Genomic DNA, 14,716 nt, shown 5'->3' with positions numbered 1-14,716 from the left:
GAATCGGGGGCATTCATCGCCATTCATCCCCGGCGGGTTTATGAGCTCATGCTGAGGCACGCAGCGATCCTGCAAAGTCATCGGCCACTTCCGGACACACCGCCAATCCCGAGTGTTCCAGACGTCGACAGAAGCTCACTCCCCATTGATACCTGATAAGTACCTGATTAGCCGCCCGGAGTGCTCCATGCCTGATTACCGTTCGAAAACATCCACCCATGGCCGCAACATGGCCGGCGCCCGTGCATTGTGGCGCGCCACGGGGATGAAGGATGACGACTTCAAGAAGCCGATCATCGCCATTGCCAACTCTTTCACCCAGTTCGTACCGGGTCACGTCCACCTCAAGGACCTGGGCCAATTGGTTGCCCGTGAAATCGAACGTGCCGGCGGTGTTGCCAAGGAATTCAACACCATCGCCGTGGACGACGGCATCGCGATGGGCCACGACGGCATGCTTTATTCGCTGCCCAGTCGCGAGATCATCGCCGACTCGGTCGAGTACATGGTCAACGCCCACTGTGCCGACGCCATCGTCTGTATCTCCAACTGCGACAAGATCACCCCCGGCATGCTCATGGCCGCACTGCGCCTGAACATCCCGGTGATCTTCGTTTCCGGCGGCCCGATGGAAGCCGGCAAGACCAAGCTCGCCAGCCACGGCCTCGACCTGGTGGACGCGATGGTAATCGCCGCCGACTCCAGCGCTTCTGACGAGAAGGTCGCCGAGTACGAGCGCAGCGCCTGTCCGACCTGCGGTTCGTGCTCCGGCATGTTCACCGCCAACTCGATGAACTGCCTGACCGAAGCCCTGGGCCTGGCATTGCCAGGCAACGGTTCGACCCTGGCCACCCACAGCGACCGCGAGCAACTGTTCCTGCAGGCCGGCCGGACCATCGTCGAGCTGTGCAAGCGTTACTACGGCGAAAACGATGAATCGGTGCTGCCACGCAACATTGCCAACTTCAAGGCGTTCGAGAATGCCATGACGCTGGACATCGCCATGGGCGGTTCCACCAACACCATCCTGCACTTGCTCGCTGCCGCTCAGGAAGCCGAGATCGACTTCGATCTGCGCGACATCGACCGCCTGTCCCGTCACGTACCGCAGCTGTGCAAAGTCGCGCCGAACATCCAGAAGTACCATATGGAAGACGTGCACCGCGCCGGCGGCATCTTCAGCATCCTCGGCTCCCTGGCCCGAGGCGGTCTGTTGCATACCGACCTGCCAACGGTACACAGCAAGACCATGGCCGAGGCCATCGCCAAGTGGGACATCACCCAGACCACCGACGAAGCCGTGCATCACTTCTTCAAGGCCGGTCCGGCGGGCATCCCGACCCAAACTGCCTTCAGCCAATCGACTCGCTGGGAAACCCTGGATGACGACCGTGAAAACGGCTGCATCCGCAGCGTCGAGCACGCCTACTCCAAGGAAGGCGGCCTGGCTGTGTTGTACGGCAACATTGCCCTGGACGGCTGTGTGGTAAAAACCGCCGGCGTCGACGAGTCGATCCATGTATTCGAAGGCAACGCCAAGATCTTCGAAAGCCAGGACAGCGCCGTGCGCGGCATCCTTGCCGATGAAGTGAAGGCCGGCGATATCGTGATCATTCGCTACGAAGGCCCGAAAGGCGGCCCGGGCATGCAGGAAATGCTCTACCCGACGTCCTACCTGAAGTCCAAAGGCCTGGGCAAAGCCTGCGCGCTGCTGACGGACGGGCGGTTCTCTGGCGGCACCTCTGGCCTGTCCATTGGCCACGCTTCGCCGGAAGCGGCGGCTGGCGGCGCCATTGGCCTGGTGCGCGATGGCGACAAGGTATTGATCGACATTCCCAACCGCTCGATCAACCTGCTGATCAGCGACGAAGAATTGGCCGAACGCCGCGTCGAGCAGGACAAGAAAGGCTGGAAGCCGGTGGAAGTGCGTCCGCGCAAAGTCACCACCGCCCTAAAGGCCTACGCCCTCCTCGCCACCAGCGCCGACAAAGGTGCGGTGCGCAACAAGGCGATGCTTGACGGGTTATAAGCGTCCTAGCTTCGAACAAAATGCCCCGCCAAGCGCGGGGCATTTTTTGGGCTTCAGTCTGACCCTTTTGGGCCAAGTGCTCCCTCGCCACAGGGTTACTTGGTATCAGTGTGGGGGACGGGTTACTGAATGTCCTCGGGCTTGACGATCACCCAGTTCTTGTCAGCCGTCACCGGCAATCCTTCCTTGGCCTGGGCGGCGGCGTGCTTGGCCATCATGCCGTTGATCTGGGTCATGTACTTGTCCTTGCGGTTGACCCACAGGTGGATGCCGCCCTTGGCCACGTCCACATCGTGGAACAACATGTAGCCGTCGCTGCTCGGCGTATCGCCGGCGACGAGTACGGGTTTTTTCCATTCGTCGATGTAGGTCAGGATCGCCGCATGCTTGCCGGCCATCCAGGTCGCCGGGGTCCAGAGGTAGGGGGTGTACTCCAGGCCCAGGTTGGCCTTCTCGTCGTATTTGCCGTTTGTGATCTGTTTGCGCGCGGTGGTCAGCTCGCCGGTCTTGCGGTCCTTGAGCAGCGTGGTCACGCCGATCACGTTCTGCGGCTTGAGGTTGTAGCCGTACTTCGGATCGGCCGCGACCATGCGCACCAGCTCTTCGGAAGCCGCGGTCATGACGTAGACCTCGATACCGTTTTCCATCAGTTTGTTGTACAGCTCGGTCTGGCCGGTGAAGATTTTCGGCGGGTTGACGTTGTACTGGACCACCTTGTCGCCATCGTAATAGGTGGTCGGCACCGGTTTGCCTGAAGCCATCAATTCATCGACATAACCCTTCAGCTCCTTGAGCGTGAACCCAGAGAACACCTGGGCCACCCACGGGTAGCAAACCATGTCGTCCAGTTCGCACAGGCGGTAGTAATAGCTGAAGAGGCTTTCCTTGTGTTCAGCCGTATCCTTGAACGGCATCAGCTTCAGGGATGGGTCCAGGGTTTCACGGCTGATGAGGCCCTTGTTCTCCATGAACGGCAACAGCGACTCCTCCAGGTCGTAGCGGTAGCTGGTGTTGTCCATGTCAAAGACCGCGTAGTTACCCTTGTTGGCGTTGGCCGCGATCATCGCTTCCAGCGCCTTGGCCTGTTCCGTCGGCCAGTGCTTGAGATCGGTGGCGAGCGCTTGGCCGACGAGGCCCAAGCCTAGAGCGACAGCGAGCAGGTGCGGTACGAGCTTCATCGGCGTTTACTCCCAGTTTGTAAGAGGTCGACGCTAACAAATGCCTGTGACGGATCCCGCCTGTGGGCGACCGCTTGCGTCCCGATAACGGCAGCGGCATGTCCGTGGGCGCCAGCGCCTTATTCCAGAAGCGACAGTAATCATTCTTTTTTAGTATTAATTCTTTAGATATCAGACTGTTAGGCTTTCCGGCTCACAGTCGCGGCTCGTGGCGACTGGCAAAGTCTTATCGGAGCTTTTCATGAATGTGCCGCTGATACTCAATCTGCTGGTGTTCATTGGCCTGCTGTTCGGCCTGGCGCAAACCCGCCACAGCACCTGGAGCCTGGCCAAAAAGGTCTTGCTGGCGCTGGCGCTGGGCGTGGTGTTCGGTATCGCCCTGCATACGATTTATGGGGCAGCGAATCCCGTGCTCAAAGCGTCGATCGGTTGGTTCGACCTCGTGGGCAATGGCTATGTGCAGTTGCTGCAGATGATCGTGATCCCGCTGGTCTTCGCCTCGATCCTCAGCGCCGTGGCCCGCCTGCACAATGCCGCGTCCCTGGGCAAGATCAGCTTCCTGACCATCGGTACGCTGCTGTTCACCACCGCCATCGCGGCGCTGATCGGCATCGGCCTGACCAACCTGTTCGGCCTCACCGCCGAGGGCCTGGTGGCCGGCACCCAGGAACTGGCGCGCCTGCAAGTGATCCAGGGCGACTACGCCGCAAAGGTCGCCAACCTGAACATTCCGCAGCTGCTGCTTTCGTTCATTCCACAGAATCCTTTTGCCGACCTCGCCCGGGCGAAGCCGACGTCGATCATCAGCGTGGTGATTTTCGCGGCGTTCCTCGGTGTCGCCGCGTTGCAGTTGCTCAAGGATGACGCCGAGAAAGGCCAGAAGGTGGTCGACGCCATCGACACCCTGCAAAGCTGGGTGACGCGCCTGGTGCGCCTGGTGATGAAGCTCACGCCATACGGCGTGCTGGCGCTGATGACAAAGGTGGTCGCCGGCTCGAATCTGCAGGACATCATCAAGCTCGGTAGTTTCGTAGTGGTGTCGTACCTGGGGCTGGGCTTGATGTTCGTGGTCCATGGCCTGCTGGTGTCGGCCGCCGGGATCAACCCGCTGCGTTTCTTCCGCAAGATCTGGCCGGTGTTGACGTTCGCCTTCACCAGCCGTTCCAGCGCCGCGACCATTCCGTTGAGCATCGAGGCCCAGACCAGTCGCCTCGGCATTCCCCGGGCGATCGCCAGCTTCAGCGCCTCGTTCGGCGCCACCATCGGCCAGAACGGTTGTGCTGGGCTGTATCCGGCGATGCTGGCGGTGATGGTCGCGCCCACCGTGGGCATCAACCCGCTGGATCCGGTGTGGATCGCAACGCTGGTCGCCATCGTGACCTTGAGTTCGGCGGGCGTGGCAGGAGTCGGTGGTGGCGCGACGTTCGCCGCGCTGATCGTGCTGCCGGCCATGGGTTTGCCGGTCTCGCTGGTGGCGCTGCTTATTTCGGTGGAGCCGCTGATCGACATGGGCCGCACTGCATTGAATGTCAGTGGCTCGATCACTGCGGGGGCGATTACCAGCCAGGTGATGCAGCAGACTGACAAAGCACTGCTCGATGCCGACGAGCATGGGGAGTTGGCGCAGGCTTGACGGGGGGCCTGTTAAATCGGCTATCGCGAGCAAGCTTGCTCGCGATGCTTCAGCGTTTTTCCCAGACTTCGAAACTGTAGGCCGGCTTGTCCCCTTCGGCCGGATTCGGCTGGTTCGAAACCAGCTTCCACTGGTTCGAATCAAACGCCGGGAACCAAGCATCCCCTTCCGGGCTCAGCGCCACGCGGGTCAGGTACAGCCGATCCGCCTGATCCAATGCCTGGGCATAGAGCTGGGCACCGCCGATCAGCATCAGCTCGTCCACGCCTTGTTCCAGCGCCCAGGCTTCGGCCCGTTCCACTGCGGCTTCAAGCGTGGAATAAACCTGCGCGCCTTCCAAAACCAGGCCGGGTTGGCGGCTCACCACGATATTCAAGCGACCCGGCAGCGGTCGACCGAGGGAGTCCCAGGTCTTGCGGCCCATGATGATCGGCTTGCCCAGAGTGGTGGCCTTGAAATATTTGAAATCCCCCGGCAAGTGCCAGGGCATGGTGTTGTCGATGCCGATCACACGGTTTTCACCGAGGGCTGCGATCAGGCTTAAGGGAAGAGTTTTTTTCATGAGGGCGAGAATACCAGAGGCCCGGACTGGCGCCACAGCGGTTATGCTCTTTGCTCATTCGAGCAACGGAAGCGCCCGTGACAGAACTGCAGAACCTCTGGTTGACCGAGACGATACGCCTGCGTGAAGAACACGCCGGCCCGCTCGAGGACCAGGAAGCCAATCGCCTGGCCCGCGCGGCAGGAGGCGATCTATCCACCCGCATCCGCCACCGCGCCCGCTGGCTGGCCGACCGCGACGGCCTTGCTCAAGCCCTGCGCCACTGGCTGCAGGGAGCGCGGCTGGCGCTGATGGCGTTGGCGGTGCTCGCCATCGCCAGCGGCGCCGGCCTGGGGTTCGCCGCCCTCGGCGATGGACGCGCGCCGGTCAACGTTTTCTGGGCCTTGGGCAGCCTGTTGGGGCTGAACCTGCTCCTGCTCATTGGCTGGCTCCTGGGCCTGCTGTTCGCTGGGGAGCAAGGCGCCACGCTGGGACGCCTTTGGCTGTGGCTCAGCGAAAAACTGGCGCGCGATGCCAAGGCTGCCCAACTGGCGCCAGCCCTGCTGCTGCTGTTGTTGCAACGGCACCGGCTCAATCGCTGGGCGCTCGGCGTGCTGGTCAACGGCTTGTGGCTACTGGCGATGCTCAGCGCGCTGGTCATCGTACTGATGCTGATGGCGACCCGGCGTTATGGCTTCGTCTGGGAAACCACGATTCTGGGCGGCGATACCTTTGTCGCCATGACCCAGGCCCTCGGTGCGCTGCCCGCCCTGCTGGGCTTCAGCGTGCCGACCGTCGAGATGATCCGCGCCAGCGGTGACGCCGCGTTGGATATCGAGAGCGCCCGCCAGGCCTGGGCCGGGTGGTTGGTCGGCGTCTTGCTGGTCTACGGCGTGCTGCCGCGCCTGTGCCTGACGCTGCTGTGCCTGTGGCGATGGCGTCGTGGCCGCGCCAGACTTCGCCTGGACTTGAACCTGCCCGGTTACGCGCAGTTGCGCGAGCGGTTGATGCCCAGCAGCGAGCGCCTGGGGGTCAACGATGCCGCGCCCGCACAGTTGCACAGAATCGACAGCGCCGTCGGGGCAATGGAAAGTGACGGCGCGTTGCTGGTGGCGATCGAGCTGGACGAACGTCCCTGGCCGCCCAAGCTGCCCGACTCCGTTAAAAACGCCGGCATCCTCGACAGCCGCGAGTCCCGCCACAGACTCTTGGAACAACTGTCGCGTTTCCCACCCGCGCGCCTGGCGATTGCCTGCGACCCCCGGCGTTCGCCGGACCGTGGAAGCCTAGCGTTGATTGCCGAGCTGGCCCGCAGCGCCAGCGCTACCCGTATCTGGTTATTGCAGGCGCCACCCGGCGAAGCGCTGGACGGCGAGCGCCTGGGTGATTGGCATAACGCGCTGCAACAGTTGGAGTTGCCGTTCGCCGATTGCGCCCCGATGAACTGGCTGGAGACCGGCCATGACTGAATCCATCAAGCCCCTGAAGCTCGCGGTGGTCGGCCACACCAATGTCGGCAAGACCTCCTTGCTGCGCACCCTGACCCGCGACGTCGGCTTCGGCGAGGTGTCCCATCGCCCGAGCACCACCCGTCACGTCGAAGGGGCTCGCCTGTCGGTGGATGGCCAGGCGCTGCTGGAACTGTACGACACGCCGGGGCTGGAAGACGCCATCGCCCTGCTCGATTACCTGGAACGCCTGGAGCGGCCGGGCGAACGCCTGGACGGCCCGGCACGCCTGGCGCGCTTCCTCGATGGCAGTGAGGCCCGGCAACGCTTTGAGCAGGAAGCCAAGGTGCTGCGGCAGTTGCTCGCCAGCGATGCCGGACTGTATGTCATTGATGCCCGCGAGCCAGTGCTGGCCAAATACCGCGATGAGTTGGAAGTCCTCGCCAGTTGCGGCAAACCGCTGCTACCGGTGCTCAACTTCGTCAGCAGCGCCCAGCATCGCGAACCTGAGTGGCGCGAAGCCCTGGCGCGATTGGGCCTGCATGCGCTGGTGCGCTTCGACAGCGTCGCCCCGCCGGAAGACGGCGAACGACGTCTGTACGAAAGCCTTGCGCTGTTGCTGGAAAACGCTCGCGAACAGCTGGAGCGACTGATCGATGATCAACAGGCCCAGCGCCAGGCTCGCCAGCAGAGCGCAAAGCGCCTGATCGCCGAACTTCTGATCGACTGTGCCGCCTGCCGACGCAGCGTCGCCAGCGATGCGGATCTGGAGCACCAGGCCATCGGCCAATTGCGCGACGCCGTCCGTCAGCGCGAGCAGCGCTGCGTTGAAGCGCTGCTCAAGCTTTACGCTTTCCGTGCCCAGGACGCGGCCGCCAGCGATTTGCCTCTACTGGACGGTCGCTGGGGCGATGACCTGTTCAATCCCGACACCCTCAAGCAATTGGGCGTGCGAGTCGGTGGCGGGATCGCGGCCGGGGCAGCGGCGGGTGCGGGCGTGGATTTGCTGGTGGGAGGGTTGACCCTTGGCGCCGCAGCCCTGGCCGGAGCCATTGCCGGCGGTGCGCTGCAAACCGCCCGCAGCTATGGCAACCGGTTGATGGGCAAGCTCAAGGGCCAGCGCGAACTGACCGTGGACGACAGCGTGCTGCGCCTCCTGGCCTTGCGCCAACGGCAATTGCTGCAAGCGATCAATCAGCGCGGTCATGCGGCGATGGACAGTATCCGTATCGCCACGCCCCACGATAAGACATGGCGCGAAGGCAGGTTGCCCGAAGCATTGAACAAGGCCCGGGCGTATCCGCAGTGGTCGTCGCTCAACCCCAGTCCCCGCTTGAGCCAGGCCGAGCGGCAAGAGCAGATCGAGCTATTGGCCGAGCAGCTTTAGACACCGTCATTTCTGTGGTGAGGGCATTTATCCCCGTTGGGTCGCGAAGCGGCCCCCTGCTTTTTGGATGTGCGGCTGTGGTCGATATTTTTTTGGGGGCGCTTCGCACCCCAGCGGGGATAAATCCCCTCGCCACAAAAAAACGGTTCGCCGCAATTATTCCGCGGCCAACGCTTTTAGCGCCGACGCCGCTTCCGCCAGCTCCAGCTCGCTGAACACCCGTACGCCATGGCGCTTGAGCAACGCCGCCGTCACGCCCTCGCCGAGGACTTTCACACCGCTGAATGTCCCGTCATAGGTGAGCAGGTTGCCGCAGGAGGGGCTGTTGGCCTTCAGCACGGCGATCCGGATGCCGTGTTCGCGCACCAAATCCAACGCTTGATAGGCACCCGACAAAAACTGCGCGCTCACATCCTCGCCATCGGTGGTGATGACCGCCGCGTCGCCATCGAGCACTTTCACTCCTTGCCCGCCAGGAATCTCCGCCGCCGGCCGGGGCGTGGGCAAGCCGCCGGCGACCTCCGGGCACAGCGGCACGACACGACCCTCGTCGAGCCATTGCTGGAGCTGATCGAATGGCCCGCTGGCGCCACCGTCGTAACGCACGCGATGACCGAGCAGACAGCGACTGACGAGGATTTTTTCCATGCTCAGAACAACTCGTTGCCGCGGCGTCGGAACCAACCGGTCAAGGACAGGCGCTCACGCGTCGCCGGCAGCACTTCATGGGGAATGTCCCCCGAGAGAAACACCACCAGGCAGCCGCCGGTGGGCACTACATCGTGCTCACTTTCGCCCAGGTACATGCGCAACTGACCGCCGTGTTCCGGCAGCCAGGCGTCATTGAGATAGAGCACCGCCGAGACCATGCGCCGGTCATCGTCACGGAAGCGGTCGACGTGCTTGAGGTAGAACGCACCGGGCGGGTACAGGGCGAAGTGGCTCTCGAAATCCTCCAGGCCCAGGAACAGGCCCCGGTTCAAGGCCTCGCGCAGGCAGTCCATCAACCCCAGGTAACGGTCGCAGGCGTCAACCTGGCCGGGCTCGATCCACTGGATGTGATCGCCACGGATCCCTTCGCGAATTTCCGAAAACGGCCCGCGTCCAACGGCGGCCGGGGCCAGTTCACCTTCAGCGGCGCGCTGGCGGCACTCGGCCGCCAAGGCGCGCGTCAGCGCATCCGGCAGGAAGATGTTCTGCTGCGACCAGCCGCGCTCGGCCAGGTCGTCGACGATACGTAACAGCAACGGATGATCAGAAGGTATTTGCATGGCGCGCATAATATTCCTGTGCCTGCAAAACCGACAGCGCCGCGCAGCGGGTTCGCTGCGCCAGGTGGCACCGCCGTACGAACTTGATACGAATTCTCGACAAGTTCCCGCACCCCACGGAGAATAGTCGGCTGCTGACAGGAGTCCCTATGCGCCGTTTGCTTTTCTCACTGTTGATGTTCTGCGTATTGCCCGCCTGGGCAGACAGCTACGACCAGTTGTACAAGGTCGCCGGCTGGCCGGAACAACGGGCGCATTTCAATGACGCCTTGAATGCCGCGCAGCAGCGCTATCAGAACAGCCTGCCGCCAGCGGTGTTCCAGGCGTTGGTGAACAACAGCAACCAACGGTTCGCGCCCCAGGCCATGGACCAACGGGCCGAGGCCCAGCTGCGCAAGAACCTTGCCGATCCGGACCCGGCCCTGACCTTTTTCCAATCGCCCCTGGGCCGCAAAGTCGTCGCGGCCGAACTGCTCGCCACCCGCCGCGACCAATTGGCGAAGAACGCCAAGGGCCTGCCTAAGATGCAGGCCAGCGATAACCGCCTGCTGATCATCGGCCATCTGGCCCAGGCCCTGCCCGCCCGTGAAGCAGGTGCCGAAGTCAGCCTGGCGATCGCCGGCGTGGCGGCCGACAGCCTGAGTTCGATGATTCCAGGCTTGCTGGGCGGCGGGCAGGCTCAAGGCATGTTGAACGGCCAGCGCCAGCGCCTGATGGACCAGATCGGTGCGGACCTGAACAACACGTTGCTGTACGTCTACCGTGACCTGACCGACACCGAGCTGGAAGAATTCGCCACCTTCGCCGAGTCGGCCGAGGGGCAGGCCTATTACCAGGCGGCGCTGGCGGCGATTCGGGCGGGGTTAGCGGTGGGGCAGAACTTAGGGCAGTAGGGATTGTACATCGCTATCGCGAGCAGGCTCGCTCCCACAGAGACTGATTGCACAGATCTATTGTGGGAGCGAGCCTGCTCGCGAACGCGATAGATCGATCACCGCCGGACCCGACTCATCCGCCTGCTCAAGAACTCAAACATTTCCTGACGCATCGCCAACCTCTCATTCGCCAGGTGATGCCGCCCCTGCGGCAACATCAGAACCTGCGGCCGGTCGAATTTGGCCTGCAACACTTGCAAGTTGTGTCGCCAATCCACCGTCATGTCCGCCTGCCCCTGGACGATCAACGGCTGGCGCGGGCTGCTCGGCGCCGCCTCTATGCGCTTGATCCACTGCGCGAGCGCCCCGACCCACGCGGTGGGCAGGCGCAGCGGTTGCAGCGGGTCGGCCTGCAGGAACGGAAGGAAATCCGGGTCGGTGGAATTCTCGGTGAACCGCCGGGCAATGCCGGTCACGAACGGCTTGAGCAGGTAATAACTGAGGCGCGACCAGCCCCAGGCGCGAGGCCGGACCAGGGGCGATAACAGGATGACCTGGCCCTGGGCCGGGCTGTTTGCGCCCTGGTTGAGGACATGGTCGACCACAATTGCCCCGCCGGTGCTTTGTCCGCACAGGTGCCAGGGTTGCGGCAAGCCAAGGCTCTCCCCTTCTGCCAGCAAACCTTGCAATGTCGCCTGGTAGTCGGCGAAATCGCCGATGCTGGCGCGCTCGCCACTGGACAATCCATGGCCCGGCAAGTCGCAGCTGATCACCACGAACCGCTGCTCCAGCGCCCAGTCGATCAAGTGCCGGTAAAGGCCCATGTGGTCGTAATAGCCATGGAAAAGGAACAGGGTCGCCACGGCTTTTTCCGGCCACCAGACCTGGCCGACCAGCTCATACCCCGCAACGTCGAAACGACCCAGGCCGCTGCGCAGCGTGCGTGCCGGGAAATCCAGTCCATAGAATTGCTGGTAGGCCTGCGCTTGCGCAGACAGCGGCTGCCACTGCGCCAAAGGTTGCAGGCTGGCGCGCAGATGATCAGGGTCAAAAGAAGCGGGCATTGGTATTCCAGGCAGGAGCGCATCGCGCGAAACAGGCTTTGTAAGCCTGTGATATTCATCTGTCGCGTCGGGCATGGCAAGCTACGCGGCTCCAGAGGATCGACTCCATGCGCCCGTCCCACCGCACGACCTTGCTTGCCAGCCTGCTCGCCCTCGCGTGCGCCGTCGTGCTGTGGCTCGCCTACGACTGGTTCCAGGGCCGATTCCTGAGGACGTTCAGCCAACACACGGCAGTATTTTCCGGCGACCCCCTGCGCCTGCCGCCCGACCTGGCCGGCCCCGGCGCAATCCGCCTGGTGCATTTCTGGGATCCGGCCTGCCCGTGCAACGTTGGCAATCAGCAGCACCTCTCCGAGCTGGTCGAGAAATACACCCCCCTTGGCGTGGCGTTCTACGCAGTACAAAAAACCGGCAGCCAGGGCCGCCTGCCTGCCACGCTGAATAGCCTCAAGGCACTGCCGGCGCTTCCCGGTTCGGAACAGATTCCTGCCAGCCCCGCCGTGGCGATCTGGGACCGCCACGGCAAACTGGCGTATTTCGGCCCGTACAGCGAAGGCTTGACCTGCAATTCGAGCAACAGCTTTATCGAACCGATTCTCGAAGCGTTGAGTACCGGCCGGCAAGTCGACGCAACCCACACCATGGCGGTGGGTTGTTATTGTCCGTGGGCCCAGGACACATCCAGCAAACAGTAGGGCCGAAGATATCCCTCCGAGGAACGATGCACCGGGAAGCGGTCACGTGTTAAACAGGCGATCCACAGCGAGATCGTGGGACCGCTGCCACTCGAATAAGGAATGACCATGAAACGGACCCTCGTCGCCTTCCTGTCACTGGTCGTCACCGCCGTTATCGTCGCGGGCGGCTACCTCTACAGCAAGCAGCCCACCCGCCAGGGCACGGTGCAGTTGCAAGGGCTGCAAGGCTCGGTGACGGTGCGCTACGACGAACGCGGCGTGCCGCATATCCGCGCCGAGAACGAAACCGACCTGTACCGTGCCCTCGGTTACGTCCACGCCCAGGATCGGCTGTTCCAGATGGAGATCATGCGGCGCCTCGCCCGGGGCGAGTTGGCCGAGATCCTCGGGCCCAAGTTGCTCGACACCGACAAGCTGATGCGCAGCCTGCGCATTCGCGAGCGCGCCGCCAGCTACGTCGCCGAGCAGGATCGACAGTCGCCGGCCTGGATCGCTACGCAAGCGTACCTGGACGGCATCAACGCCTATCAGCAAACCCACACGCGGCCGCTGGAGTTCGATGTGCTGGGCATTCCCAAGCGTCCCTTTACCGCTGAAGACACCGCCAGCATCGTCGGCTACATGGCCTACAGCTTCGCCGCGGCCTTTCGCACCGAACCCTTGTTGAGCTATGTGCGCGACGAACTCGGTGCCGAGTATCTGAAGATTTTCGACCTCGACTGGCAGCCCCAGGGCGTCCTGCCTCAGGATCCGGCAGGCGGCACGACACTGTCCGCCACTGACTGGAAAGACCTCAACGCCCTCGCCCGCCTGAGTGAGCAGGCCTTGGCCGACCATGGCCTGCCGCAGTTCGAAGGCAGCAACGCCTGGGCGGTCTCGGGCAACCGCACCCACAGCGGCAAGCCTTTGCTGGCGGGCGATCCGCATATCCGCTTTTCCACGCCGTCGGTGTGGTACGAAGCCCACCTGTCGGCGCCAGGTTTCGAACTCTACGGCCAGTATCAGGCCCTCATGCCGTTCGCCTCCCTGGGCATGAACAAGGATTTCGGCTGGAGCATCACCATGTTCCAGAACGACGACCTGGACCTGATCGCCGAGAAGATCAACCCGGACAACCCCGAACAGGTCTGGTATCGCGGCCAGTGGGTGGACATGACCCGCAGCGAACAGCAGATCGCCGTCAAAGGCCAGGCCCCGGTAACGCTGGTGTTGCGCCAGTCGCCCCACGGCCCGATCGTCAACGATGCCCTCGGCGCCAATGCGGGCAAGACGCCAATCGCCATGTGGTGGGGGTTCCTGGAAAGCCGCAATCCGATCCTCGAGGCGTTCTACCAGCTCAACCGCGCCGACACCTTAGTGAAGGCCCGCGGTGCGTCGGCCAATATCCATGCGCCGGGGCTAAACGTGGTCTGGGCCAATGCCAAGGGCGACATCGGCTGGTGGGCCGCAGCGCAATTGCCCAAGCGGCCGGCTGGCGTGAAACCCGGCTTCATTCTCGACGGCACCAGCGCCGAAGCGGAAAAAGACGGTTTCTACCCTTTCAGCAGCAATCCCCAGGAAGAGAACCCGGCCCGGGGCTACATCCTCTCAGCGAATTTCCAGCCGGTGGCGGCCAGCGGGATCGAGATCCCTGGCTACTACAACCTCGCCGACCGGGGTCAGCAACTCGACCGACAACTGAGCGACAAACAGGCCAAATGGGACATCCAGACCACCCAGAAACTGCAACTGGGCACCACCACCGCCTATGGCCCGCGGCTGATTGCACCTTTGTTGCCGATCCTGCGCGAAGCGGTCAGCGACCCGCAGGAGCGCAAGTGGGTGGAACAACTGGCTGAGTGGAAGGGCGACTACCCGCTGGACTCCATCAGCGCCACGCTGTTCAACCAGTTCCTGTATGACCTGGCCAACACCGCCCTGCGGGACGAACTGGGCGACGGATTCTTCGAAACCGCGCTATCGACCCGTGTCATCGACGCCGCGCTGCCACGCCTGGCCGCCGAGAAAGACTCGCCGTGGTGGGACGACCGATCGACGCTGGGCACCGAAACCCGCGCCGACACGGTGATCAAAGCCTGGGACAAATCCCTGGCGCACTTGAGGGCGACGCTGGGGGCCGACCCCGCCCAATGGCGGTGGGGTCAGGCACACACCCTGACCCACGGGCATCCCCTGGGCCAGCAAAAGCCACTGGACCGGGTCTTCAACGTTGGACCGTTCGCCGCACCCGGCACCCATGAAGTGCCGAACAATCTCTCGGCCAAGATCGGACCGGCGCCCTGGCCCGTGACCTATGGCCCTTCCACTCGGCGCATCATTGACTTCGCCGACCCGGCCCACAGCGTCACCATCAACCCTGTCGGCCAGAGCGGCGTACCATTCGACAAGCACTACAAGGACCAGGCCGACGCCTATATCGAAGGGCTGTATCACCAGGCGCACCTGGCCGAGGAAGAAGTCACCGCCAACACCCACGGCACACTGAAACTGCTGCCCGCCAGGGCCGAGCCCTGACCATGGCATCGGAATGTTTCTGACGATCGACAGGCTTGGACATCAATGATCGTCAAGACTGCAAAAGCCCAACCCGTT

12 protein-coding genes are annotated in these 14,716 nt (G+C 63.2%); 7 read left to right on the top strand and 5 right to left on the bottom strand.

Going from position 1 to position 14,716, the window contains the following annotated elements; all coding sequences use genetic code 11:
• Positions 1-187 precede the first annotated feature (187 nt).
• Positions 188-2,029, top strand: coding sequence for a dihydroxy-acid dehydratase (gene ilvD, locus DOCECA_RS23850; protein WP_420765062.1), 1,842 nt, complete (start codon positions 188-190; stop codon positions 2,027-2,029).
• A 122-nt stretch (positions 2,030-2,151) separates the two neighbouring features.
• Here the strand turns inward: ilvD and DOCECA_RS23845 are convergent, their stop codons facing one another.
• Positions 2,152-3,207, bottom strand: a complete 1,056-nt coding sequence (locus tag DOCECA_RS23845; protein WP_445571179.1) for a haloacid dehalogenase-like hydrolase — start codon at positions 3,205-3,207, stop codon at positions 2,152-2,154.
• 241 nt (positions 3,208-3,448) lie between these two features.
• Here DOCECA_RS23845 and DOCECA_RS23840 point away from each other — a divergent pair, with 241 nt between their 5' ends.
• Entirely contained in the window at positions 3,449-4,840 is a 1,392-nt protein-coding gene (locus DOCECA_RS23840) for an L-cystine transporter (RefSeq protein ID WP_434701320.1), read from the top strand.
• A gap of 49 nt (positions 4,841-4,889) precedes the next feature.
• On the opposite strand, the gene DOCECA_RS23835 is transcribed toward DOCECA_RS23840, so the two are convergent.
• The gene (locus DOCECA_RS23835; protein WP_434561759.1) at positions 4,890-5,402 is read right to left on the bottom strand and encodes a dihydrofolate reductase; all 513 of its coding nucleotides are present in this window, start codon (positions 5,400-5,402) and stop codon (positions 4,890-4,892) included.
• A 77-nt stretch (positions 5,403-5,479) separates the two neighbouring features.
• Here DOCECA_RS23835 and DOCECA_RS23830 point away from each other — a divergent pair, with 77 nt between their 5' ends.
• Entirely contained in the window at positions 5,480-6,850 is a 1,371-nt protein-coding gene (locus DOCECA_RS23830) for a DUF2868 domain-containing protein (RefSeq protein ID WP_445571178.1), read from the top strand.
• On the top strand, positions 6,843-8,216 hold the full coding sequence (locus DOCECA_RS23825; RefSeq protein ID WP_434649734.1) for a GTPase/DUF3482 domain-containing protein: 1,374 nt from the start codon (positions 6,843-6,845) through the stop codon (positions 8,214-8,216). The genes DOCECA_RS23830 and DOCECA_RS23825 overlap by 8 nt, the downstream gene beginning before the upstream one ends.
• A gap of 156 nt (positions 8,217-8,372) precedes the next feature.
• Here the strand turns inward: DOCECA_RS23825 and DOCECA_RS23820 are convergent, their stop codons facing one another.
• Positions 8,373-8,864, bottom strand: coding sequence for a DUF523 domain-containing protein (locus DOCECA_RS23820; protein ID WP_434561753.1), 492 nt, complete (start codon positions 8,862-8,864; stop codon positions 8,373-8,375).
• 2 nt (positions 8,865-8,866) lie between these two features.
• Positions 8,867-9,496 carry a 2OG-Fe(II) oxygenase gene (locus DOCECA_RS23815; RefSeq protein ID WP_445571177.1) on the bottom strand — a complete coding sequence of 210 codons (630 nt, stop codon included), beginning with the start codon at positions 9,494-9,496 and terminating at the stop codon, positions 8,867-8,869.
• A gap of 140 nt (positions 9,497-9,636) precedes the next feature.
• Between DOCECA_RS23815 and DOCECA_RS23810 the strand changes: the two genes are divergently transcribed.
• Complete coding sequence (locus DOCECA_RS23810) at positions 9,637-10,380, top strand: DUF2059 domain-containing protein (protein ID WP_434608990.1); 744 nt, start codon at positions 9,637-9,639, stop codon at positions 10,378-10,380.
• Positions 10,381-10,478: 98 nt separating this feature from the next.
• On the opposite strand, the gene DOCECA_RS23805 is transcribed toward DOCECA_RS23810, so the two are convergent.
• A complete protein-coding gene (locus DOCECA_RS23805) occupies positions 10,479-11,426 on the bottom strand; it encodes an alpha/beta hydrolase (RefSeq protein WP_420765071.1) in 948 nt (315 codons plus the stop codon).
• A 107-nt stretch (positions 11,427-11,533) separates the two neighbouring features.
• Between DOCECA_RS23805 and DOCECA_RS23800 the strand changes: the two genes are divergently transcribed.
• Both DOCECA_RS23800 and DOCECA_RS23795 read left to right on the top strand, forming a co-directional pair.
• The gene (locus tag DOCECA_RS23800) at positions 11,534-12,121 is read left to right on the top strand and encodes a DUF6436 domain-containing protein (protein ID WP_434561747.1); all 588 of its coding nucleotides are present in this window, start codon (positions 11,534-11,536) and stop codon (positions 12,119-12,121) included.
• A 108-nt stretch (positions 12,122-12,229) separates the two neighbouring features.
• Positions 12,230-14,638 carry a penicillin acylase family protein gene (locus tag DOCECA_RS23795; protein WP_445571176.1) on the top strand — a complete coding sequence of 803 codons (2,409 nt, stop codon included), beginning with the start codon at positions 12,230-12,232 and terminating at the stop codon, positions 14,636-14,638.
• Positions 14,639-14,716 lie beyond the last annotated feature (78 nt).

Source organism: Pseudomonas sp. E102, assembly GCF_052660185.1.
The sequence above is the reverse complement of the archived record's forward strand: the minus strand, read 5'-3'. Positions and strand labels throughout refer to the sequence as shown.